Source organism: Campylobacter sp. TTU_617 (assembly GCF_016599045.1).
GTDB lineage: Bacteria > Campylobacterota > Campylobacteria > Campylobacterales > Campylobacteraceae > Campylobacter_D.
In genome coordinates this window covers 1-22,887 of the sequence record NZ_JAENKV010000011.1, presented here as the reverse complement: position 1 = coordinate 22,887, position 22,887 = coordinate 1, and the positions used below count along the sequence as shown (strand labels likewise).

Sequence of the window (22,887 nt, the reverse complement as noted above, 5' to 3'; positions counted from 1 at the left end):
ATTTAAATTTCTTTATTTTATTATACATTCATAATAAAATAAATTTACCATGCAAGGAATAAGGATGATTGATTATAAAAAAATTGATTTCCGTTTAAAAATGCTTGAAAAACTCCCTTCTTTAAAAACTAATGATTCTATAGTAAATGCTTTAGAAAAATCAGGTTTTACTAGAAGAGATTTTATGAAATGGGCAGCAGCTATGACAGCTTTTTTGGCGCTACCAGCAAGCTTTACTCCTGTAGTAGCTCGTGCTGCTGAATTGGCTGATAGACTTCCTGTTATATGGTTGCATATGGCAGAATGTACAGGTTGTTCAGAGAGTTTATTAAGAACGGATACACCAACTATTGATAGTTTGATTTTTGATTATATTTCTTTAGAGTATCATGAAACTATTATGGCAGCAGCAGGTTGGCAAGCTGAAGAGAATTTAGAAAATGCTATTGTTAAATATAAAAATAAATATATTTTAATGGTAGAAGGGGGTATTCCTTCCGGAGACACAGAGTATTTTTTAACTATAGGCCCAAAAGGAAAGAGTGGATTTGAAATAGCAAAAGAAGCAAGTGAAAATGCTTTAGCTATTTTTGCTATAGGAACATGCTCATCCTTTGGAGGAATTCAAGCAGCAAGACCAAATCCAAGTAATTCTAAAGCTTTATCGAAAATAACAAATAAAACTGTTATTAATATCCCTGGTTGCCCTCCTAGTGAAAAAAATATTGTAGGAAATGTTTTACATTATATACTTTTTGGAGAACTTCCATCTTTAGATGTTTATAATAGACCAAAATGGGCTTATGGTTTAAGAATTCACGACCTTTGTGAAAGAAGAGGACATTTTGATGCAGGTGAATTTGTCCATTCTTTTGGAGATGAGGGTGCTAAAAATGGTTATTGTCTTTATAAAGTAGGTTGCAAAGGACCTTATACTTTTAATAATTGCTCAAGAGAAAGGTTTAATCAGCATACTTCATGGCCTATTCAAGCTGGACATGGTTGTATAGGTTGTTCAGAGCCTGATTTTTGGGATACTATGGGGCCTTTTGAAGAACCTATGGCAAGTCGCAAATTTGATACAGTATTTGGTTTAGGTGCTGATAGTGTTTCTGATAAAATTGGTATAGGGGTTCTTACTCTTACAGGTGTTGCAATTGCGGCACACGCTATTATATCTTCTGCACAAAAAGACAAGGAATAATAATGAATCAAAAAATTATTGTAGATCCAATTACAAGAATTGAAGGACATTTAAGAGTTGAGGTTGTTGTTGATGAAAACAATATAGTAAAAGAAGCTTATGCGGGTTCAACCTTATGGCGCGGTATTGAGGTTATTGTTAAAGGACGTGATCCAAGAGATGCTGGTTTTATGACTCAAAGAATTTGCGGAGTTTGCACCTTTTCTCATTATAAGGCAGGAATTGTTGCTGTTGAAAATGCTTTAGGGATTACTCCTCCGCTTAATGCTTTGCTTACTAGAACTTTAATGAATGCTGCTTTATTTTTACATGATCATATAGTTCATTTTTATCAACTTCATGGTCTTGATTGGGCTGATGTTGTAAGTGCTTTAAGTGCTGATGTAAAAAAAGCTAGTGATATTGCATTTGATTATACTTCTAATCCTTATGCAACAGGAGCAGATAAACTTTTAGAAGTACAACAAAGACTTAAAACTTTTGTTGATAAAGGAAATTTAGGTCCTTTTGCTAATGCTTATTATGGACATCCAACTTATCGTCTAAGCCCAGAACAAAATCTTATAGTGCTTTCTCATTATCTTGAGTGCTTAAGAATACAAAGAACAATTGCTCAGTGTATGGCTATTTTTGGTGCTAAAAATCCGCATCCTCAAAGTTTAACCGTAGGGGGAGTAACTTGTGTAATGGATTTATTATCTCCTTCTAGAATGGGTGAATATATGAGTAAATTTCAAGAAGTTGCAGATTTTGTTAATCGTGCTTATTATCCTGATCTTGTTATGGCAGCTAAGGCTTATGCAAATGAAGCAAGTGTCTTAAATGATGCAGGTGTTTCAAATCTTTATACTTTTAAAGAATTTCAACTTGGAAGAAATGAATGGCTTTTTGAAAGTGGTATTATTAAAAATGGTGATTTAAGTAAGGTTTATGAAGTTGATGAGGATAAGATTACAGAAGAAGCAACTCACTCTTGGTACGCAGATAATGAAGCTTTCCATCCTTATGATGGAAAAACTAATCCAAATTATACAGGTCTAATAGATGGTGAAAGCATAGATCACAAAGGAAATAAGGTATCTTCTAAAGTATTTGATACTAAAGGTAAATATAGCTGGATTAAAGCACCAAGATATGATGGAGAACCTATGCAAGTAGGACCTTTAGCAAATATTGTAATTAATTATGCTAAAGGCAATAAAAATGTTATTCCTGTTGTAGATGAATTTTTAAAAGAAACAGGACTTCCTTTAAATGCTATATTTAGCACGCTTGGAAGAACAGCAGCTCGTTGTTTAGAAGCAAAAATAGTAGCAAATAATGCTTTAAGAGCTTTTGATAATTTAGTAGAAAATTTAAAGATAGATCAAAGTACTTGTGCTCCATATGTAATTGATAATTCTAAAGAATATAAAGGTCATTATATGGGACATGTACCTCGTGGAGCATTAAGTCATTGGTGTCGTATTAAAAATGGAGTAATTGAAAATTGGCAAGCGGTAGTTCCATCAACTTGGAATGCAAGTCCAAAAGATGCCAAAGGAGTAGGCGGAAGCTATGAACAATGTTTAATAGGCTTAAAAATTGCTGATGTAAAGCAGCCACTTGAAATTATTAGAAAAATTCATTCTTATGATCCTTGTATTGCTTGTGCTGTTCATGTTATGGATACAAAAGGTAATAATTTAAGTGAATATAAAGTCAATGTCAATTTATAGGAGGCTTTTATGTTTAATCAAAATTTTAAAGATGATAAACTTCGAAAAGCAGAATATGAATTTAGTATAGGCTTACGTTTAACACATTGGATTCGTGCTATTGCTATTGTGATTTTAGTAGGAACAGGGTATTATTTATCTTATGTATTTCAAAGTCCTATTAGCAATGGTGAGCCTATTAATTTTATGCAAGCAAAATATCGCTTAGTGCATCAAGCAGTAGGCTTTATTTTGATCGCTTGTATTATTTTTAAAATATATTTATTTTTTTGCGATAAGGTAAGTGCTAAAGAACGTAAAAGTATATGGGATATTTTTAATATTAAGTTATGGATAGAACAAATAAAATTTTATATTTTTTTAGGAAAACATCCCCATTTACAAGGAGTTTATAATCCTTTGCAATTTGTGACTTATTTTTTGTTTTATCTTGTAATATTAGGTATTATTTTAACTGGACTTATTCTTTATACTCATACTTATCACGAGGGTTTAGGTGGAATTTTATATAATATATTAAGACCGCTTGAAGCTGCAATGGGTGGTTTAGCTGATGTAAGGACTTATCATAGAATTTTAATGTGGGTGATTATAATTTTTGTTCCAGTGCATATTTATATGGCAATTTTCAATGCAATAAAAGGCAAAGATGGTGCTATGGATGCTATCGTTAGTGGATATAAATTTGTAAAAGAAAAACATTGAAATTTCTTATTTTAGGTATTGGCAATATTATGTTTGCAGATGAAGGCTTAGGCGTTCATCTTTGCAAACTACTTGAAAAAAATTATGAGTTTTCCCATCCAAAAGAATATATTTTAGATTTTATTGATGGAGGAACTTTGGCTTTGCAATTGAGTTATATTATTGCCAAATATGATAAAGTAATTATTCTTGATTGTATTGAAGCTGATGATTCAAATATCGGAGAAGTATTTTTTTTCCCTTATGATGCTATGCCCAATAAAATTAAATGGAGTGGAAGTGCTCACGAAGTTGAAATGCTTCAAACTTTGCAATATATGGAACTTTTAGGGGATTTACCTGAAACTAAAATTTTAGCCTGCGTTCCAAAAAGGATAGAGCAGATGAGTTTTAAGATTTCAGATGAAATAATCAAAAGCACTCAAGTTATGGAAAAAATTCTATTAGAATTTTTAAAAGAACAAGGATTTTCTTATATTAAAAAAGCAAATTATTCTTTACAAGAATTAGCTTATATTTCTTATAAAAATTAAAATCTTGATTTTATCAATCAAGATAATGAGTTATTTGTTCTTCTTTAAGTATGCGGATAAGATTGCTTGATCCTTCTACTCCAGTTGGAAAACCTGCAGTTAATATATAACATTTACTTTTATCTATAAAACCTTTTTGAACACTTGATCGTATGGAATCTTTTAATAAGGTATTAAGATTTTCACTTTTATTAACTAAAATAGCAGGATGAACTCCCCATACAATACTTAAAAAATTTAAAGTTTTTTCAGAATGAGCTATAGCAATAATTGGCATATTTGGTCTATATCTTGCCATTTTAATTGCTGATTTTCCACTACTAGTTAATGCAAATATAGCATCTACTTTTAAATCTTTTGCTAAATGGGCACTTGATTGCATTATTTTATCTGTGTCATCCTTATAATCAAAAGTGTTAAATTTATTATAGGGATAAGTTTTTTCTATTTCTATAATAGTTTTACTCATAATATCAACAGCATTAACAGGATCTATTCCTACAGCACTTTCTTCACTTAGCATGACAGCGTCTGTTCCATCTAAAACTGCATTAGCAACATCTGAAATTTCAGCTCTTGTAGCCGTTTTGCTTTTAGCAAGAGAAAAAAGCATTTGTGTTGCTGTAATTACAGGTTTACTTGCATTATTGGCTTTTTGAATGATTCTTTTTTGTATATTTGGAACTTTATAATAAGGAACCTCTATCCCAAGATCTCCTCTAGCTACCATAATTCCATCGCTTGAATCTATAATTTCATCTATATTTTCTACAGCATCAAATTTTTCTATTTTAGCAAAAATAGCTATTTTTGAGTTGTTATCTTTTAAAATTTTCTTTACTTCTTTAATATCGTGAGCATTTTGAACAAAAGAAATGGCTAAAAAATCCACTTCATTTTCTATGCCCCAAAATAAATCCTCTTTATCTTTGCGTGTAATAACATCAATATTTATTTTAGTATTTGGAAAATTAATTCCTTTATTTGAATTTAAAAATCCATCATTTTCAACTATGGTTTGTATATAATTTTTTTCAATGCAAGAGACTTTAACTCGAATACTTCCATCATAAAGATAAATATAATCATCAATTTTTAACATATCAAGAATTTCTGGGTGATTTATACTAATTTTATAATGTTTATCATTAATTTTTTCTCCAAGAATTTCTTCTTTATAAAAATCAAGTCTATCATCTTTTTTAAGATTGAAAGCCTCTTTTAATTCTTTAGTTCTAATTTTGGGTCCACTAATATCTTGAAGAATTCCAACTCTTATATTAAGTTCTTGACTAACTTTTCTAATTGTTATTAAATTTTTTTTGTGATATTCATGGTTGCCGTGTGAAAAATTTAGTCTAAAAACATTGACTCCTTTAATAATCATTTGGCGTAAAGTATTTTCATCTTCGCTTGCTGGACCTATCGTTGCAACAATTTTTGTTTTTTTTATCATAGATATCCTTTTAATTTAATAATTCCGAATTTAATTTATCTTCATCAAGATATGTTCCTAAATACTCACATATTATTTTTATATCTCTTTGAGCATTGTATAAGCAACTTGTTGCACCTGGGCTTGGAGTCATATTAAAAATTATACCTGGTATATCATTAATACTTGACTCTCCTAACATAAGTTCTTCTTTATTTTTATCAACGACTTGCGGACGAATTCCACCAAAACCTTTAGCATAAAAAATATCATCAGTTTTAAGTGAAGGGATAATTTTTCTTATATCTTTAGCAAATACTTTTTTATTAATAAAAGGGATTTCAAAAAGATAATTATAAAATATATAATTACGAATTGTTGGATCTTTTAACATTTTTATACATACTTTTAAAACAGTTTTATCTAACTTTAAAGCTTCAAAAAATTCAGGAACAGATTTTAAACCTTTATAACGTTCCAATTTTGGTATAACAAGAGCGGTTGGTCCAAAACGCGTATTCATATCTGCCATTAAATCTGGATCCCCGTGAAGTGCTGCAAAAGGAAGTTTTGGGTTTTGAACGGTATAAACTTTTCCGTTTAAAAGTCTTTTTTTTGTCAAATAAAAACTTCCAGCGACTGGCCAACAAGATTTATCAAGACCTAAATTCATTTTATGTGCTAGATATAAAGAATGAGCTCCTGCATTTACAACTACAAATTTAGCTCTATATTCTTTAAAATCAGAACTTCTTGCAATAAAGATATCATCTTTTTTTTCTATATGGACAATTTCTTGATTAAAAATCACAGCAGTATTTTTATTTTGTTTTTGAGCTTGCTCAATGAGGCTGTAGCTCATTTTTTCAAAATCAACAGTTGTGAAAATTTCATCTTTTTCAACCCCAATGGCTAAGATATTTTCTTTTCTTGTATTAACTCCATCAGGTCCTAAAGCAACTTTTGGTTCGATTTTTTTTATTTTATTTTTATCAAATAGCTTAATATAAGGATAAAGTTCTTTAAATTCCTCATAGCGTTTTTTTATAAAGTCACATTCAGTATCTCCTACACCTAGAACCATTTTTTGATGAGAAAACATAAATTTATTTTGTGCATTTTGCAATAGACCATATTTTATAATCATATCAGCACTAATTTTTACTTTTTTTGCCTTTTCCAAAGTGTAATTTGTTTCAATATCGCCACAATGTATAGTTTGAGAATTACTTGTGCTTTTGCTGTTTAAACTAGCTGGTACATTATATTTTTCTACTAAAGCAATATTTTTAATATTTGTATATTTTGCAATTTGATGAAATAATGCTGCACCAGAGATCCCAGCTCCAATAATTAATACGTCAAATTCCTGATTCACTTTCTTCCTTGTTTTTTTTGGATAAGTTTAGTAAAAGTTTAATTTAATTTATTTTATAAATAAATTAAATAAAATAATAATATATTATTAAGAGAGTATTTTTGTAACATTAACTAGATAATAAGCTAGGATTTTCTTGAAGTACTTTTTTCATTCCTCTAAAAATTAAAAGTTTATCATAGATTGAAAATTCAAAAAAATTAGCAAGAAATTGCCCATCTCCGCCGGTAAAATAAATTTTTTTATTTTTGGCAACATCTTTGATAAGCAAATAAATCCCTTTAAATACGCCATAACTTAAGGCATCCATTGTTTTTTGTGGAAAAGCATCAAAACTTACTTGAGTATTTAATTCGCATTTTAATCTTGGAGAAATATGCGAAAAGATTTTGCGAAAGTTAGCAATCCCTGGCAAAATAAAACCACCCAAGTGAATAGAATTTGAAACAATATCAACACTTATTGCACTCCCTGCATCAACTACTACCCCATCTGTTATAGTATAACAAGCAGAAATCCTATCGACCCCTAAACCTTGATATATGGTATCAAAAGAGAAGTAAGGTTCAAGATCTATAAAGTGTGGCGAAGATTCAAGATGTTCTTTTATTTGTTCATTGACATTAATATAAAAAATTTTGTGTTCTGTTTTAAATTCTAAAAATTGTTTAATATTAAGAGAGAAATATTTATTATTATCTAAAAAATTTGCATTAGAATTTCCAATATCACATAAAATCATAAATTTATAATCCTTTGTAAATCTAGTTGCAAATTTTAGAAATTTTTAAGTTAAAAAACTATTTAAATTTTAAAATTTTATTATCATAATAAAATGCTTCATTATTCATAAATGACATTTTATCAACAGCATTGCCCAATTCATAAATTTCCATATTATCTAAATTTAAATCACTTTTAATTAAATATCCAGTTTTTTCAAATATATACAAATAATCATCATAAATATTTACTTTTGTAAAGATAGCAAATTCAAGTTTTTTTTCTGTTATTTTGTTAAGATTTAAATCTGTTTTAATAATGTTTCCATCTTTATCAAATATAAAGATATTGTTATGGTTTGCAACAATATCTTTAATATCTGTGTATAAATAAAATGTTTGATTTTGGGTTACAACTATAACTTTCTTTGCACTTGCAGCAATGAGTTTATCGTCTATAACATTAAGATAGATGATATTATTAAAAAAATCTTCAGCAGAAATAACTACGTCTTTTAAAATTCTATAATCATTTTTTGAGATGATAATAATTCTTCCATCTAAAGTTGGATAAACAATGATATTATCTAAAAATATAGGAGCAGCGATTCTATTATCTTGTGCTATAGATGGGCTTAGTTTTTGGGAAAATTTAATTCCTAGTGTTCTATTTAAAAGAACAATAGAATTATTGGCTAATATCAAAGCCATATCATCTCCATTTGATGCTATGCTTACAACACTTGCATCAAATTGATAAGAATAAATTTCTTGATTTTCGTTATTGTAAATTTTTAAATTTCCATTATTATCAGCAATAAAAAATTCATCATCTTGAATATTTAATAACATATAATTCTTTTCAAGTTTAAAATTTTTAATAAGACCTTGGTTTTTAAAAATTACTTGATTATTTTTAAGTTTAGCTGCAAAAATATTCCAATCAATAATTGTTGAGTTTAAACTTTCGCTTTTGTTGAGTCCTTTATCAATGTGTTCTGGTTTAAAATATTGTCTTTTTGTGCTACAAGCATTAAATAAAAAAATACATAAAAAAATTAAAATTAATTGTTTCATTTTAGTTGATACCTTGATAATGTTTTAAATTGTCTGCAATTTGTTTTAATTCTGAATTGCTTTTAATTTGAGTTAATAAAACTCTGGCTTCTTCGATTTTATTTTGTTCTAAAAAATTATAAGCTTGTAAAATTTTAGAATAATCTTTTAAAAACAAAGATTTTTGATGAAGCTCAAGATCTATAATATTTTTTATTAATAAATTTATTTTTGAGTCTTGACTTATTTGTTTTAATTGCTCAATAATTTTTAAATCATTTTTATTATTTAACTGATTTAACAAAAATATAGCATAAAGATTTATATTTTTTTCTTTTAAAGCAGAAGAAATTTCAGTATTATTTGGATTTTGTATTAAATTTAAATAAATTTGATTATTTTCTTCGGTATTTTTTTCTTTAATTTTTTCATTGATTATAGAGGCAGCTAGCCAAATTAATAGACATATAATGATTCCTAAAATATAAAACTTGTATTTTTTAAAAAATCTTTCGCCTTGAATAAATGTTTTAAAAAAATCTTCTTGAATATTGAGATTTTTAGCATTTGATTTATCTTGAAAATTCAATTGTTTATCCTTAAATTTTATTAATTTTGTCTAATATTTAAAACAACTTTTGATTTTAAATTATATCTTATAAATTAAAATGTATTTTAACATCAATTAAATTAAATATTCTTAAACTATTTAAGAATATTTATGATATAATTTAAAGATTTGACTGCTTTTTTATAAAAGGACTAAATTATGCAAATTGATACAAATTTGTTAGAAAAACTTGAAAGATTAAGTGCATTAAGAATTGCAGATGATAAAAGAGAAAAACTTATTTCTGAGCTTAGTGAAATTGTTGATTTTGTTGAAAAATTAAATGAAATAAACTTAAATTCTTTAGAAAGTGCTATTAGTCCAATCGAGAATAGCATTATTTTTAGGAATGATGAAGTTAAAAATAGCAATGTGGTTAATGAAATTTTTAAACATTCTCCAAGTTGTCAAGAACATTTTTTTATCGTGCCAAAAATTATTGATTAGAATTGATTAAATATTTATTTTATTATTATAGAATTTTTATCAAAAATAATTTTTAGATAGGATTTTTATGAGTTTTTACTGGTTTGATTTATTTGTTTTGGGATTTACCTTGCTTTTAGGCCTTAAAGGTATATTAAATGGTTTAATTAAAGAAATCTTTGGACTTTTGGGTGTAATTGGGGGTATTTTTATAGCTTCTAAATATTCTATTGAAGCTACCAAATTAATTCAAAATTCTTTTTACAAAATAGAAAACGAATCTTTAGCTTCATTTGCTGGTTTTATGGTCATTCTTATTTTATTTTGGGTTTTTTGTTTGATATTAGGAAGCTTTCTTTCAAAGCTTGTTAAATGGAGTGGTTTAGGTTTTATTGATCGTATAGGAGGTTTTTTATTTGGTGCAGCAAAAATATTTTTAATTTTTGCTATTTTTGTTTTTTGTGTTTCTAAAATAAGCTTTTTGAATGATAAATTAAATAGTTTTGCTCAAAATAGTTATACTTTAGATTTATTGAAAAATGTGGGTTCTTATATTATGAATCAACCTTTAACGGAAACATCTATTGATATGATGAATAACAATTTAAAAGAACTTAATTCAGATTAATGCTTTATAAGGATAATTTTAATGCTCGTTGAAAATATAGAATATGACGTTTTGCTAGAAAGTTTTAAAAAAATTTTACGTAAGGGTGGTTTAAAATATACTAAGCAAAGAGAAATTCTTTTAAAAACTTTATATAATAGTGATACGCATTATACCCCAGAGAGCTTGTATATGGAGATTAAGCAAATAGAGCCTAATTTAAACATAGGTATAGCTACAGTTTATAGAACTCTAAATTTACTTGAAGATGCTCAAATGGTAACTTCTATATCTTTTGGTTCTGCTGGAAAAAAATACGAATTAGCAAATAAGCCCCATCATGACCATATGATATGTAAAAATTGTGGAAAAATTATAGAATTTGAAAATTCGATAATTGAAGAGCAACAATCTGTAATTGCACAAAAATATAATTTTAAACTTACCGGTCATTTAATGCAACTTTATGGAATTTGCAATGAATGCAATATAAAAGCAAAAACAAGGATATAAATGTTTGATAATATTTTGGAACAACAAAGAATTGAAAAAGCAAATGAATTTAGAAAAATAAATATTAATCCTTATCCACATTTTTTAAAAAAAGAAATGACTCTTAAACAATTTAAAGATCATTTTCTTTATGTAATGGACAATGAAAACAAAAGAGATGAAAATTCTATTGTTGCAACAGCTGGACGCTTAAAACTTTTTAGAATCGCAGGAAAATCTGTTTTTGCAAATATAGAAGATGAAGAATCAAATTTGCAAATTTACTTTAGTAAAGATAGCGTTGGCGAGGAATATTTTAATTTTCTTAAAAAAAATCTTGAAGTAGGGGATATTGTTTTAGTAAAAGGTTTTCCTTTTGTAACTAAAACAGGAGAATTTAGTATGCATGTTAAGGAATTAAAATTAGCTTCAAAAGCTATTGTTCCTTTACCAGAAAAATATCACGGTTTAACAGATATTGAGCAAAGATATCGAAAACGTTATGTTGATATGATAATGAATAGCGAGGTAAGAAGAGATTTTTTTCTAAGGTCTAAAATTGTAAGTTTAATACGTGCTTTTTTTGAAAAAAAAGGATTTTTAGAAGTAGAAACTCCTATGATGCATCCTATTGCTGGAGGAGCTAATGCTAAACCATTTAAAACTTTTCATAATGCTTTGGGTGTTGAAAGATTTTTAAGAATTGCCCCAGAGTTATATCTTAAGAGATTAGTTGTTGGAGGATTTGAAGCTGTTTTTGAAATCAATCGTTGTTTTAGAAATGAAGGTATGGACTTAACTCATAATCCAGAATTTACTACTATAGAATTTTATTGGGCCTATCATAATTATAAAGATTTAATGGATTTAACAGAAGAGTTATTTGCCATGCTTTTAAAAGAATTAAATTTAGGTTTTAAGATAGAATTTGATGGGAATATCATTGATTTTTCAAAACCATTTGAGAGAATTTCTTATAAAGAAGCTTTGAAAAAATATGGAAATTTACAAGAAGATCTTATAGAAGATAAAGAAAAGATTCTTTTAAAATTAAAACAAGATGGTTTTGAAGCAAATGAAAAGTTAGATTTAGGTCATTTACAAGCAGAGCTTTTTGATCATTATGTGGAAGATAAATTAATTAATCCTACTTTTGTTACAGAATTTCCAATTTCTATAAGTCCTTTATCAAGAAGAAGTGATGATAATGAAAATATAGCAGAAAGATTTGAACTTTTTATTTGTGGTAGAGAATTAGCCAATGGTTTTAATGAGCTTAATGATCCTATTGATCAGTATGAAAGGTTTTTAAAACAAGTTGAAGCAAAAAATAATGGCAATGAAGAAGCTTGTGAAATGGATGAAGATTTTATAAATGCCTTAGGATATGGAATGCCTCCAACTGCAGGAGAAGGTATTGGAATTGATAGATTGGTTATGCTTTTAACTAATAAAAAATCGATTCGTGATGTTATATTATTTCCAGCAATGCGCCCAATTAATCTCAATATTAAAGGATAAATATGAGTTTAGAGCATTTTGATAAAGAAATTTATGAATTAACTAATGAAGAATTAAAAAGACAATGTGAAGGGCTTGAAATGATAGCCAGCGAAAATTTTACTTTGCCAGAAGTTATGGAGGTTATGGGAAGTATTTTAACCAATAAATATGCTGAAGGCTATCCTTTAAAAAGATATTATAGCGGATGTGAGATTGTTGATCAAATTGAAACTTTAGCTATAGAACGTTGTAAAAAGCTTTTTAATTGTAATTTTGCAAATGTTCAACCTCATTCTGGATCACAAGCTAATCAAGGTGTTTATGCAGCCCTTTTAAATCCAGGGGATAAGATTTTAGGTATGGATTTAAGTCATGGAGGTCATTTAACACATGGAGCAAAAGTAAGTTCATCAGGTCAATTTTATGAGAGTTTTTTTTATGGAGTGGAACTTGATGGAAGAATAGATTATGAAAAAGTAAGATATATTGCAAAAATTGTTAAACCTAAATTAATTGTTTGTGGTGCTAGTGCATATCCTAGGATAATTGATTTTAAAATATTTAGAGAAATTGCAGATGAAGTAGGCGCATATTTATTTGCGGATATAGCGCATATTGCAGGTTTAGTTGTAGCTAATGAACATCCAAGTCCTTTTCCTTATGCACACGTAGTAAGTTCAACAACTCATAAAACATTAAGAGGACCAAGAGGTGGTATCATTATGTGTAATGATGAGGAAATTGCTAAAAAAATAAATTCGGCAATTTTTCCTGGAATTCAAGGTGGACCTTTAATGAATATTATAGCTGCAAAAGCTGTAGGGTTTAAATTTAATTTAAGTGATGAGTGGAAAATTTATGCTAAAAATATTATTAATAATACTCAAGTTTTAGCTAAGATTCTAATAGAAAGAGGATATAAGCTTGTTAGCGATGGAACAGACAATCATTTGGTATTAATTAGTTTTTTAGATCGTGATTTTAGTGGAAAAGATGCAGATTTAGCTTTAGCAAATGCTGGCATTACAGCGAATAAAAATACTGTTCCAGGAGAAAAACGTAGCCCATTTATCACAAGTGGTTTAAGATTGGGTACGCCAGCTTTAACAGCAAGAGGTTTTAAGGAAGAGGATATTCAAATAGTTGCTAATTATATAGCTGATATTTTAGATGATATAAATAATACAAATTTACAATTAAACATAAGAGCAAAATTAAAAGAACTTGCGAGTAAATTTACAATTTATACAAAGGCTATGTTTTGATTTCAATGATGGATTTATCACTTATTAAGATTATAAGTAGCTATTACTATATACAAAGAGATAGAGTTGTTAATAAATATGAACATCGTGGTAGATATTTTTTTGATAAATTTGAAAAAATTGATGCTCCTTTAACTAGCAATCTCATTAGAGAACACTGTGAAAAGAAAATTACTATTGCACACGATCTTATATCAAAAACTAATAAAGTTGAAAATATAGTATTTGATTATAATGGCTTTAATGCCGAAAGATTTTGGCATAGAGCGCAACTTATTTTGCGTGATCAAGGTTTTATTAATTTTACAGCATATAAAACTAAGACTCCTGGACATTTACATTTATATGTTCATAAGGGACATACAGATTTGGTAGAGGGGTATTCTTTAGCATCGAGACTCTCTGCTTTATTTGCAACTAAAATGCCAGTTGAATGGAGGGTTTTTCCAACTATGGATTTACCTAGAGATTTTAATATCTTAATTTTGCCTTATGAAGTGTATAAAAAAGAACGTGGGACTTCTTGGTCAAAACATATGTAAGAAAGGAAAAAAATGGAAAATAATAAAAAAAATGAATTTGATGATATTATCTTAGATAGAGTTAATAAAAGCGAAAAAATTAAAAAAATTCTATTAAGGGTTATTGCTTTAGTAATTTTATTTTTGGTGATTATGATTGTAATGAAGCTTATTAATGGAAATGACAGTAATGAAAATAACATATTACCTTCAGAACCTGTAAATGTGAGTGTTGATGAAAATACTGATGGACAAAATTCTTTTGAAAATATACCTATTACTCAAGAAGATTCTGCTGAAGATCAGTTTGAAATTTTAAAAAAACAAATTCAGGGTGAAGATACTACAAATGAAAATAACACTAGTGACCAATTGGTATCAAATATTCCGCAAGAGCCAGCACAGTCAATACAACAACCACAGCCACAAATTCAAGAAAAAGAAAAAACTATCGTTTCTCAGCCAAAGGAAAATAAAGTAGAAAAAAATACACTAAATTCTAAAAATAATATAACTCCAAAAGCTAAAGAAGAATCAAAATCTAAAACTCAAGATCCAAAAGAGCTTTTTCAAAAAGTTGATCCAAAAATAGAAACCTCAAATGATTTAACTCCGGGAATATATGTTCAGATTTTTTCAGTTTCTAATGTTGATCAAAAATCTAAAGAGCTTATGGCAGTGAAACAAAAAGGTTATGATTATAAGCTTTATAAAACTACAATTAATGGTAAAGAAATTACAAAAGTTCTTATAGGTCCTTTTAGTAAAGATGCTATTACCAATGAACTTGCAAAAATTCGCAAAGATATAGGAAAAGATGCATTTTCTTTCACTTTAAAATGAAACTTTTTAGCGTCATAGGCAATCCTATTATGCATTCTAAATCTCCTAGAATGCATAACAATGCTATTAAAAATTTTGGATTCGATGCGCTTTATACGCGTTATAATTTAGAAGATGAAGATAAACTTAGAGATATATTATTTAACTTAAGGATCAGTGGAGCTAATATTACTCTACCTTTTAAAGAGAAAGCTTTTAAGATAGCAGACGTTAAAGATGAGAGCATATTTGATATTAAAGCTGCTAATACTTTAATTATAAAAAAGTCTAAAATTTATGCTTATAATACAGATATATTAGGATTTTTAAAAGCCATTGAAAATTTTGAAAATTTGAATAAAGTATTGATTTTGGGAGCTGGTGGAACTGCAAGAGCTATTGCTTATGCTTTAAAGTATAAAAATATAAAAGAAATTCATATTGCAAATCGAAATTTAAAAAGATTTAGTTCTTTTAAAGATTTTATTACTATGCTTTATGAGGATATTGATGATTTTAATTATGATATGATAATTAATACCACTTCTGCTGGTCTTTTTGATGAGAATCTAGCTTGTGATAAAAAAATATTAGAAAAAATTTTTAATTATAGCAAATATGCTTTTGAGGTAATTTACAATAAAGAAACACCTTTTATAAAGCTTTGCAAAAAACATAATTTAATATATAAAAACGGTCTAGAAATGCTTTTATGGCAAGGAATTTTTGCTTTTGAACTTTTTTTTGAAATTAAAAATCAGCAAAATAATATTAAAAAATTTATGTTAGAAGGTTTAAATTTAGAGTAATAATTTATTCAAAAATTATTACTCCATCGTCATTTTTATTTTGAGAATGTTTTTCTTCACTAGTTTCGCTAGTATTGTTGTGATTTGTTTTATTATCTTTTTCTTCGAAATCTTGTGCATTAAATTCATTAAATTCTTGTTTATTTTGTACAGAAGGTTTTCCAATATCTAAAGCTTTTGGAAGATTAGAGTATAAAGTATTTAAAAAATTCTTATAAAAAGCTAAAAAACTTTTATCAATTTCAAAAGCAGGACGTTCTAAACCTTTGTTTAGTTGTGTTGGAACACTGCTAATTGATGTTTTAAACATATTGATCCCATCATCACTTTTAATAGGATAGGTTAAACTGATTAAAGAGTCAAGTTTGGTGTTACTTGTCATATTTGTTTTATTTTGTGGATCATAAATATTAATAAATTCAGCATTAGCTTTAAAAGCCATCCCTAGTTTAGAATTAATAAAATCTCCACTAAGAAGTTCATTTGTTTTTTGTATTTCTTTTTCTTCAATATAAATGCTTATGGTAGTTTTAAGTTTGTAATCTGGTTGTTTATCATCAATTTCATAACCTGCTAAAAGAGCTATAGTTTTGATTTGCTCTTCTAAATTTTCTTTTAAAAGATCAATTTCTTTTTCAATTCTGAGTTTTAAAACAGAATTTTCAAAATAATCAGAATAATTATTATTTTGTTCAATGTTAATCGGCTCTAGACTAATTTTAACATTTGATTGTATAGGTTCAATTTTTGTAGGCACTTGAGGTTTAAAATTTGGCAAAGAAACATTAACAAAATTAGAGCTTGTACTAGAACAGGCACTTAAAAGTATCATAAAAATACCAATAGTTATAAATTTTTTCATGCAACTTACCTTTAAATTATATTTTAATGAAATTATAGCAAGATTAAATTTTTTTTGGTATATTCTAGTTTATTTTACTTTGTGGATTTTAAAATTATGGAAAAATGGCAAAATATTTATTCGAATTTTAATGTAGTGGCTTTTGAATTATTTGGTTTAAAGGTTCATTGGTATGGGATAATGTATATTTTATCTTTAATAATAGCTTTATTGTTGGCAAAATTTTTTGTTAAAAAATTTAAAATCAATATAAGTTCAAAGATGTTGGATAATTATTTTATATGGGTTGAAATAGGAGTTGTTTTAGGAGCACGTTTAGGATATATTTTAATTTATGATTCTAATACTTTATGGTATTTGGCTCATCCTTGGCAAATTTTTAATCCTTATTATAATGGAGAATTTGTAGGAATTCGAGGCATGAGTTATCATGGTGCTATAATAGGTTTTTTAGTAGCCACATTTTTATTTTGTAAAAAATATAAACAAAATATGTGGATTTATTTAGATCTTGTAGCTTTGAGTGTTCCATTGGCTTATATATTTGGCAGAATTGGAAATTTCTTAAATCAAGAGCTTTTTGGGCGTGTAACAGATGTTCCTTGGGGAATTTATGTTAATGGAATATTACGCCATCCCTCTCAACTTTACGAAGCATTTTTTGAAGGTTTTGTTGTCTTTTTAATTGTTTATTATGCAAATTTAAGAAAAAGTTTTAACGGAGAATTAATTATTATTTATGCTAGTGCTTACTCCTTAGCAAGATTTTTTTGCGAATTTTATAGAGAACCTGATTTTGGCTTGGGTTACATTATTTTTGGTTTAAGTATGGGGCAAATTTTAAGTTTATTAATGTGTATGTTATCTTTGTTATTTTATATTTATCTTAAAAAATATAAAATAAATATTTAATTTTTATTAAAGATTTGTTACAATATAATTTGATATTTTTTAATTCTTTAAAACTACCAAGGAGTAAAAATGGGTTGGCTTATCGAAGGATATCTAGGTAGAAGTATTGAGGGTAAAAAAAGTAAAATTCCTGCAAAATTGGATTTTATCCAAAGTGCTTCTGGGCTTTTTTTAGGATTATTTATGTGGATGCATATGTTTTTTGTATCTACTATTTTAGTGAGTGAAGATTTTTTTAACTCTGTTGTTCATTTTTTGGAATTAAAATTTGTTTATGATAATCCAATAATGAGTTATATTACTTCTTTTCTTGCAGCTTGTGTTTTAATTATTTTTATTATTCATGCTGGTTTGGCAATGAGAAAATTTCCAATCAATTTTCGTCAATATCAGCTTTTAAAAACTCATATTAAAACTATAAAACATCAAGATACAACTTTATGGTGGACTCAAGCATTAACTGGTTTTGTAATGTTTTTTTTGGGGTCTGCTCATCTTATTTTTGTTATTACAAATGCAGATAAAATTAGCGGAGATTTATCAGGAGATAGAGTTGTTAGTCATTTTATGTGGCTTTTTTATATAGTACTATTAATTTGTGTTGAGCTTCACGGTAGTATAGGTCTTTATAGACTTTGTGTTAAATGGGGTTGGTTTGAAGGAAAAAATGCTAAAGAAAGTCGCAAAAAACTTAAAACTGCTAAATGGGTAATAAGTATTTTCTTTTTAGTTTTAGGCTTTTTAAGTCTTGCAGCTTTTGCAAAAATCGGTTATAAAAATTATCAAGAACAACAAATACAAAGTGTAATGATAAAAAATTATGATGGAGTAAAACATGAATATACAATATAGTGATGCTTTAATCGTTGGTGGAGGTTTGGCTGGACTTAGAGCAGCAATTGAAGTAGCTAAAAGTGGGCAAAGTGTTACACTTTTAAGTATTTGTCCTGTGAAAAGATCACACTCTGCAGCAGTTCAAGGTGGAATGCAAGCAAGTTTGGCAAATGGTGCTAAAGGTGAAGGAGATAATGAAGATTTGCATTTTGCAGATACTGTTAAAGGAAGTGATTGGGGTTGTGATCAAGAAGTAGCAAGAATGTTTGCACAAACTGCTCCAAAAGCGGTTAGAGAGCTTGCTGCATGGGGTGTTCCTTGGACTAGAATTAAAAAAGGACCAAGATCTGTGGTTATTAATGCACAAAAAACAACTATAGAAGAAAAAAGCGAAGCTCATGGACTTATTAATGCAAGGGATTTTGGTGGAACAAAAAAATGGAGAACTTGTTATATTGCTGATGCTACTGGTCATTGTATGCTTTATGGTGTAGCAAATGAAGCTATTAAATACCAAGTAAAAATTATAGACAGAATGGAAGCTGTGCGTATTATACATGATGGTAAAAAATGTTTAGGCGTTATAGCAAGAGATCTTACAAATGGCCAACTTATTGCTTATGTGGCAAGAGGAACTATGATAGCAACAGGTGGTTATGGAAGAATTTATAAACAGACTACAAATGCTGTTATTTGTGAAGGAACTGGAGCTGCTATTGCACTTGAAACAGGACTTTGTAGACTTTCAAATATGGAAGCGGTTCAATTTCATCCAACTCCTATTGTTCCAAGTGGAATTTTACTTACTGAAGGTTGTCGTGGAGACGGTGGTGTTTTACGTGATGTTGATGGATATCGTTTTATGCCAGATTATGAACCAGAGAAAAAAGAGCTTGCAAGTCGTGACGTTGTAAGTCGTCGTATGATGGAGCATATACGCAAAGGAAAAGGAGTTAAAAGTCCATATGGAGATCATTTATGGCTTGATATTTCTATACTTGGGCGTGCTCATATTGAAAAGAATTTAAGAGATGTTCAAGATATTTGTAAAACTTTCAATGGCATAGATCCTGCCGATGAAGGACCAAAAGGATGGGCTCCTGTATTGCCTATGCAGCATTATTCAATGGGTGGTATTAGAACTAAGCCAACAGGTGAAAGTCAATGGCTTGAAGGGCTTTTTGCTTGTGGGGAAGCAGCTTGTTGGGATATGCACGGTTTTAATCGTTTAGGTGGAAATTCTTGTGCTGAAACTGTTGTTGCAGGTATGATAGTAGGTGATTATTTTGCTGATTATTGTAAAAATAATGGTGAAGTTATCGATACAAACATTGTTAAAGATTTTCTAAGTAAAGAATATCAATATTTAAAATCTTTAGTTGATAAAGAAGGTAAATTTGATGTTTTTGAAATCAAAAATAAAATGAAAGATATTATGTGGGAAAAAGTTGCTATTTTTAGAACAGGAGAAGGTTTAAAAGAAGCTGTAGATGAACTTGAAAAGTTATATCAAGAATCTTTAGATCTTAAACTACATAATAAAGAATTAGACTGTGCAAACCCAGAATTAGAAGAAGCTTATAGAGTTCCAAGGATGCTTAAAATTGCTTTATGTGTTGCTTATGGCGCGCTTTTAAGAACAGAAAGTAGAGGGGCGCATTTTAGAGAAGATTATCCAAAGAGAGACGATTTAAATTGGATGAAAAGAACAAATACTTATTGGGTTGAAGGTGAAACTTTGCCACGTGTAGAGTATGAAGATCTTGATATTATGAAAATGGAAATGCCTCCAGCATTTAGGGGTTATGGAGCAAAAGGAAATATTATAGAAAATCCTTTAAGTCAAAAGCGTCAAGAAGAAGTTGATGCAATTCGTGCTAAAATGGAAGCTGAAGGTAAAGGACGCTATGAAATTCAAGAAGCTTTGATGCCTTATGAGTTACAAGAAAAATATAAGAAACCAAATCAAAGAATAGGAGTTGATTATGAGTAGAAAATTAACAATTAAAGCTTTTAAATATAATCCTTTGAGCAAGATTTCAAAACCTCATTTTGTTACTTATGAACTCGAAGAGACTCCTTTTATGACAGTTTTTGTTTGTCTTACTTTGATTCGTGAAAAAATGGATGCAGATTTGAGTTTTGATTTTGTTTGTCGTGCTGGGATTTGCGGATCTTGTGCTATGATGATTAATGGTGTTCCAAAACTTGCGTGTAGAACCCTTACTAAAGATTATCCTGATGGAGTTATAGAGCTTATGCCACTTCCTGCCTTTAGACATATTAAAGATTTAAGTGTAAATACTGGTGAATGGTTTGAAGGTATGTGTAAAAAGGTTGAGAGCTGGGTACATCACGATAAAGAAGTTGATATTTCAAAACTTGAAGAGCGTATAGAACCTGAAGTAGCTGATGAGACTTTTGAACTTGATCGTTGTATTGAATGTGGAATTTGTGTTGCTTCTTGTGCAACGAAATTAATGAGACCAGATTTTATAGCAGCGACTGGACTTTTAAGAACAGCACGCTATTTACAAGATCCACACGATCATAGAAGTATAGAAGATTTTTATGAGCTTGTGGGTGATGATGATGGAGTTTTTGGTTGTATGTCATTACTTGCTTGTGAAGATAATTGTCCAAAAGAACTACCTCTTCAAAGCAAGATAGCTTATATGAGAAGACAACTAGTTGCTCAAAAAAATAAATAATCCCAAAAAAGGATTATTTAAATTTGTTTGTTAAATTGTGTTATAAATCAAATTTATAACACTTTTTAAGGAAAATAATGAAAAAAATCTTTTTAATTTTGCTTTTCTTTAATACTCTTTTTTCTACCGATCTTGATAAGGCTTTAAAATTTTATGATAATAAAAACTATCAAAAAGCTTATGAAATTTTTAATAAACTTTGTGAAAAATCAAATTCAAAAGCTTGTTTTTCTCTAGCTTATATGTATGAGAATTCTCAAGGAATTACAAAAGATCTGCAAAAAGCTTATAAATTTTATGATAAATCTTGCTCCTTAGGATTAAAACAAGGTTGTTCTAATTTGGCTTTTTTATTACAAAATCAAGGTTTTTTTAACGAAGCTATACTAGCTTTTAATAAAGCGTGTAAATTAAATGATATACAAAGTTGTAATACTATAGGTCTTTTTTATGAAAAAGAAAAAGATGGAGAATTAGCTTTAAGTTTTTATAAAAAATCTTGTTCTTTAAAAGATTCTAGAGCGTGCTATAAAATAGGTTTTTTATATGAAAAAGGTACCCTTATCAAACAAAATTTAGATCAAGCTTTGTATTTTTATAAACAATCTTGTTCTTTTGGTTTTGGAGAAGCTTGTTATCTTTTAGGTCGTTATAATCAATTTGAAAAAAATGATTTAAAAACAGCAAAAAGATATTTTGGAATAGCTTGTGATCAAAAACATTTGCAAGCTTGTGAAGCTTATAAAGATTTAAACAATCAAGATATAAAAATTTATTAATTTTATAAATTGATTTAAAATATTAAATTAAATTTATATTTTTGTTCACAAATTTAAAAACATTTGTTTTTTGATATAGGAATTATTTTTAAATATTTTAATATTTTTAATATGATAAAACTTTTATATATTTGTAAAATATTTAAAACTAATAAATTTTTTAATAGAAAAAATAAAAAGATATTAAATTTATGGAAATTACAATGATAATTTAAAATTATTTTAAAGTAAAAATTTTTAGTATTTTTTATATAAATTCTTATAAGTTTTTATATTTATAAAAAATATTTTAAAAAATATTGCAAGGGGTATTTAAAAGAATATGTGTAACTATCTTTAAATAATTTTAACAAAAATACCAAATATAGCCCTTTAAAGTATATAAAATAACTTTTTATCTTTTCAGTTTAAAGCGTAAAATACTCAAATATCTTTAAAATATCTGTTTTATATCAAAATAGTAATTAAATGCTGTTTAAAAGATAGATAAAACAATGTTTGATTTTTAAATTTTATATCCCAAAAGTGTTTTTACTCTCTGAGATAATTACATTTTTATTTAAAACAAACTTATTTTTCTTATTGTGTTTAATAAAACTTATAATTTAACTATTTTTTATAAAAATAGCATATAACTAACTTTAGTTTTAAGTTTTACAAGGTAGTTATATAGAAAATTTAAATATTTTTATAAAATAATATTTATGTAAAAAAATCATAGAATTATAAATATAATATAATCAAAACTAGTATATTTTAAGGATGACAATACGCTAAAAATAACAACAAATTATAATTAGTTTGCATTAGAAAGTTGGACTGATAGTGGATATCTTTGTAATTAAAATCATTAAATAACCAATGAAAATATCTTAAGTACTAAAGTTTTGATGATGTAAAATTAAACAGATACTTTGATAGAATATATAGACTAGAAAATTATAAAATTGTATTTATCACAATTATTTAAATTGCAAATTTTA

The 22,887-nt window shown here is 27.7% G+C and carries 23 protein-coding genes; 17 read left to right on the top strand and 6 right to left on the bottom strand.

The annotated features are described in order from the left end of the window. Positions 1 to 64: 64 nt before the first annotated feature. Genes GQV94_RS05795 through GQV94_RS05780 form a run of 4 tightly spaced genes read left to right on the top strand, consistent with a single transcriptional unit; the run spans position 65 to position 4,160 of the window. A complete protein-coding gene (locus GQV94_RS05795) occupies positions 65 to 1,204 on the top strand; it encodes a hydrogenase small subunit (RefSeq protein ID WP_200170103.1) in 1,140 nt (379 codons plus the stop codon). Positions 1,205 to 1,206: 2 nt separating this feature from the next. Beyond that, on the top strand, positions 1,207 to 2,922 hold the full coding sequence (locus GQV94_RS05790) for a nickel-dependent hydrogenase large subunit (protein ID WP_200170102.1): 1,716 nt from the start codon (positions 1,207 to 1,209) through the stop codon (positions 2,920 to 2,922). 9 nt (positions 2,923 to 2,931) lie between these two features. Next, positions 2,932 to 3,627, top strand: coding sequence for a Ni/Fe-hydrogenase, b-type cytochrome subunit (cybH, locus tag GQV94_RS05785; RefSeq protein ID WP_200170101.1), 696 nt, complete (start codon positions 2,932 to 2,934; stop codon positions 3,625 to 3,627). After that, on the top strand, positions 3,624 to 4,160 hold the full coding sequence (locus tag GQV94_RS05780) for a HyaD/HybD family hydrogenase maturation endopeptidase (RefSeq protein WP_200170100.1): 537 nt from the start codon (positions 3,624 to 3,626) through the stop codon (positions 4,158 to 4,160). The genes cybH and GQV94_RS05780 overlap by 4 nt, the downstream gene beginning before the upstream one ends. A gap of 13 nt (positions 4,161 to 4,173) precedes the next feature. On the opposite strand, the gene pyk is transcribed toward GQV94_RS05780, so the two are convergent. The 5 genes from pyk to GQV94_RS05755 all read right to left on the bottom strand — a co-directional run bounded on the left by pyk (position 4,174) and on the right by GQV94_RS05755 (position 9,340). Beyond that, positions 4,174 to 5,616, bottom strand: coding sequence for a pyruvate kinase (gene pyk, locus GQV94_RS05775; protein WP_200170099.1), 1,443 nt, complete (start codon positions 5,614 to 5,616; stop codon positions 4,174 to 4,176). A gap of 10 nt (positions 5,617 to 5,626) precedes the next feature. After that, on the bottom strand, positions 5,627 to 6,973 hold the full coding sequence (locus tag GQV94_RS05770; protein ID WP_200170098.1) for an FAD-dependent oxidoreductase: 1,347 nt from the start codon (positions 6,971 to 6,973) through the stop codon (positions 5,627 to 5,629). A gap of 109 nt (positions 6,974 to 7,082) precedes the next feature. Further along, on the bottom strand, positions 7,083 to 7,715 hold the full coding sequence (locus GQV94_RS05765; RefSeq protein WP_200170097.1) for a type III pantothenate kinase: 633 nt from the start codon (positions 7,713 to 7,715) through the stop codon (positions 7,083 to 7,085). Between the two features lie 58 nt (positions 7,716 to 7,773). After that, complete coding sequence (locus tag GQV94_RS05760; RefSeq protein ID WP_200170096.1) at positions 7,774 to 8,772, bottom strand: hypothetical protein; 999 nt, start codon at positions 8,770 to 8,772, stop codon at positions 7,774 to 7,776. Between the two features lies 1 nt (position 8,773). Beyond that, complete coding sequence (locus GQV94_RS05755; RefSeq protein ID WP_200170095.1) at positions 8,774 to 9,340, bottom strand: hypothetical protein; 567 nt, start codon at positions 9,338 to 9,340, stop codon at positions 8,774 to 8,776. 180 nt (positions 9,341 to 9,520) lie between these two features. Between GQV94_RS05755 and gatC the strand changes: the two genes are divergently transcribed. From gatC to GQV94_RS05715, 8 genes are all read left to right on the top strand, one after another. Continuing rightward, positions 9,521 to 9,808 carry an Asp-tRNA(Asn)/Glu-tRNA(Gln) amidotransferase subunit GatC gene (gene gatC, locus GQV94_RS05750; RefSeq protein WP_200170094.1) on the top strand — a complete coding sequence of 96 codons (288 nt, stop codon included), beginning with the start codon at positions 9,521 to 9,523 and terminating at the stop codon, positions 9,806 to 9,808. A gap of 67 nt (positions 9,809 to 9,875) precedes the next feature. Beyond that, positions 9,876 to 10,415 (top strand): CvpA family protein, encoded by a 540-nt coding sequence (locus GQV94_RS05745; RefSeq protein WP_200170093.1) that lies wholly within the window; start codon positions 9,876 to 9,878, stop codon positions 10,413 to 10,415. Positions 10,416 to 10,436: 21 nt separating this feature from the next. Beyond that, positions 10,437 to 10,907: a Fur family transcriptional regulator gene (locus GQV94_RS05740; RefSeq protein ID WP_200170092.1), complete on the top strand. Its 471-nt coding sequence runs from the start codon at positions 10,437 to 10,439 to the stop codon at positions 10,905 to 10,907. Further along, positions 10,908 to 12,407 carry a lysine--tRNA ligase gene (gene lysS / locus GQV94_RS05735; RefSeq protein WP_200170091.1) on the top strand — a complete coding sequence of 500 codons (1,500 nt, stop codon included), beginning with the start codon at positions 10,908 to 10,910 and terminating at the stop codon, positions 12,405 to 12,407. A 2-nt stretch (positions 12,408 to 12,409) separates the two neighbouring features. Then, complete coding sequence (locus GQV94_RS05730; RefSeq protein WP_200170090.1) at positions 12,410 to 13,654, top strand: serine hydroxymethyltransferase; 1,245 nt, start codon at positions 12,410 to 12,412, stop codon at positions 13,652 to 13,654. Continuing rightward, positions 13,651 to 14,196: a DUF1882 domain-containing protein gene (locus tag GQV94_RS05725; protein ID WP_200170089.1), complete on the top strand. Its 546-nt coding sequence runs from the start codon at positions 13,651 to 13,653 to the stop codon at positions 14,194 to 14,196. The genes GQV94_RS05730 and GQV94_RS05725 overlap by 4 nt, the downstream gene beginning before the upstream one ends. 12 nt (positions 14,197 to 14,208) lie before the next feature. Next, positions 14,209 to 15,018 (top strand): SPOR domain-containing protein, encoded by an 810-nt coding sequence (locus GQV94_RS05720; RefSeq protein WP_200170088.1) that lies wholly within the window; start codon positions 14,209 to 14,211, stop codon positions 15,016 to 15,018. Next, positions 15,015 to 15,806 (top strand): shikimate dehydrogenase, encoded by a 792-nt coding sequence (locus GQV94_RS05715; protein WP_200170087.1) that lies wholly within the window; start codon positions 15,015 to 15,017, stop codon positions 15,804 to 15,806. The genes GQV94_RS05720 and GQV94_RS05715 overlap by 4 nt, the downstream gene beginning before the upstream one ends. Positions 15,807 to 15,810: 4 nt before the next feature. Here the strand turns inward: GQV94_RS05715 and GQV94_RS05710 are convergent, their stop codons facing one another. After that, positions 15,811 to 16,668, bottom strand: coding sequence for a hypothetical protein (locus GQV94_RS05710; RefSeq protein WP_200170086.1), 858 nt, complete (start codon positions 16,666 to 16,668; stop codon positions 15,811 to 15,813). Positions 16,669 to 16,764: 96 nt separating this feature from the next. Between GQV94_RS05710 and lgt the strand changes: the two genes are divergently transcribed. The 5 genes from lgt (at position 16,765) to GQV94_RS05685 (ending at position 21,904) form a co-directional block, all read left to right on the top strand. After that, the gene (gene lgt, locus GQV94_RS05705; RefSeq protein WP_200170085.1) at positions 16,765 to 17,580 is read left to right on the top strand and encodes a prolipoprotein diacylglyceryl transferase; all 816 of its coding nucleotides are present in this window, start codon (positions 16,765 to 16,767) and stop codon (positions 17,578 to 17,580) included. A 69-nt stretch (positions 17,581 to 17,649) separates the two neighbouring features. Further along, a complete protein-coding gene (locus tag GQV94_RS05700) occupies positions 17,650 to 18,432 on the top strand; it encodes a fumarate reductase cytochrome b subunit (protein ID WP_200170084.1) in 783 nt (260 codons plus the stop codon). Continuing rightward, positions 18,416 to 20,407 carry a fumarate reductase flavoprotein subunit gene (locus GQV94_RS05695; protein WP_200170083.1) on the top strand — a complete coding sequence of 664 codons (1,992 nt, stop codon included), beginning with the start codon at positions 18,416 to 18,418 and terminating at the stop codon, positions 20,405 to 20,407. Before GQV94_RS05700 ends, GQV94_RS05695 begins: the two co-directional genes overlap by 17 nt. Continuing rightward, positions 20,400 to 21,125, top strand: a complete 726-nt coding sequence (locus GQV94_RS05690) for a fumarate reductase iron-sulfur subunit (protein ID WP_200170082.1) — start codon at positions 20,400 to 20,402, stop codon at positions 21,123 to 21,125. Before GQV94_RS05695 ends, GQV94_RS05690 begins: the two co-directional genes overlap by 8 nt. Before the next feature lie 77 nt (positions 21,126 to 21,202). Beyond that, positions 21,203 to 21,904 carry a tetratricopeptide repeat protein gene (locus GQV94_RS05685; protein ID WP_200170081.1) on the top strand — a complete coding sequence of 234 codons (702 nt, stop codon included), beginning with the start codon at positions 21,203 to 21,205 and terminating at the stop codon, positions 21,902 to 21,904. Positions 21,905 to 22,887: the final 983 nt, after the last annotated feature.

What these genes read in the sequence shown, in the direction of transcription:
- GQV94_RS05795 (WP_200170103.1), top strand. Translation starts at nt 65, where the DNA reads ATGATTGATTATAAAAAAATTGATTTCCGTTTAAAAATGCTTGAAAAA.
- GQV94_RS05790 (WP_200170102.1), top strand. Translation starts at nt 1,207, where the DNA reads ATGAATCAAAAAATTATTGTAGATCCAATTACAAGAATTGAAGGACAT.
- cybH (WP_200170101.1), top strand. Translation starts at nt 2,932, where the DNA reads ATGTTTAATCAAAATTTTAAAGATGATAAACTTCGAAAAGCAGAATAT.
- pyk (WP_200170099.1), bottom strand. Translation starts at nt 5,616, where the DNA reads ATGATAAAAAAAACAAAAATTGTTGCAACGATAGGTCCAGCAAGCGAA.
- GQV94_RS05765 (WP_200170097.1), bottom strand. Translation starts at nt 7,715, where the DNA reads ATGATTTTATGTGATATTGGAAATTCTAATGCAAATTTTTTAGATAAT.
- GQV94_RS05760 (WP_200170096.1), bottom strand. Translation starts at nt 8,772, where the DNA reads ATGAAACAATTAATTTTAATTTTTTTATGTATTTTTTTATTTAATGCT.
- gatC (WP_200170094.1), top strand. Translation starts at nt 9,521, where the DNA reads ATGCAAATTGATACAAATTTGTTAGAAAAACTTGAAAGATTAAGTGCA.
- GQV94_RS05745 (WP_200170093.1), top strand. Translation starts at nt 9,876, where the DNA reads ATGAGTTTTTACTGGTTTGATTTATTTGTTTTGGGATTTACCTTGCTT.
- GQV94_RS05740 (WP_200170092.1), top strand. Translation starts at nt 10,437, where the DNA reads ATGCTCGTTGAAAATATAGAATATGACGTTTTGCTAGAAAGTTTTAAA.
- lysS (WP_200170091.1), top strand. Translation starts at nt 10,908, where the DNA reads ATGTTTGATAATATTTTGGAACAACAAAGAATTGAAAAAGCAAATGAA.
- GQV94_RS05730 (WP_200170090.1), top strand. Translation starts at nt 12,410, where the DNA reads ATGAGTTTAGAGCATTTTGATAAAGAAATTTATGAATTAACTAATGAA.
- GQV94_RS05720 (WP_200170088.1), top strand. Translation starts at nt 14,209, where the DNA reads ATGGAAAATAATAAAAAAAATGAATTTGATGATATTATCTTAGATAGA.
- GQV94_RS05715 (WP_200170087.1), top strand. Translation starts at nt 15,015, where the DNA reads ATGAAACTTTTTAGCGTCATAGGCAATCCTATTATGCATTCTAAATCT.
- GQV94_RS05710 (WP_200170086.1), bottom strand. Translation starts at nt 16,668, where the DNA reads ATGAAAAAATTTATAACTATTGGTATTTTTATGATACTTTTAAGTGCC.
- lgt (WP_200170085.1), top strand. Translation starts at nt 16,765, where the DNA reads ATGGAAAAATGGCAAAATATTTATTCGAATTTTAATGTAGTGGCTTTT.
- GQV94_RS05700 (WP_200170084.1), top strand. Translation starts at nt 17,650, where the DNA reads ATGGGTTGGCTTATCGAAGGATATCTAGGTAGAAGTATTGAGGGTAAA.
- GQV94_RS05695 (WP_200170083.1), top strand. Translation starts at nt 18,416, where the DNA reads ATGAATATACAATATAGTGATGCTTTAATCGTTGGTGGAGGTTTGGCT.
- GQV94_RS05690 (WP_200170082.1), top strand. Translation starts at nt 20,400, where the DNA reads ATGAGTAGAAAATTAACAATTAAAGCTTTTAAATATAATCCTTTGAGC.
- GQV94_RS05685 (WP_200170081.1), top strand. Translation starts at nt 21,203, where the DNA reads ATGAAAAAAATCTTTTTAATTTTGCTTTTCTTTAATACTCTTTTTTCT.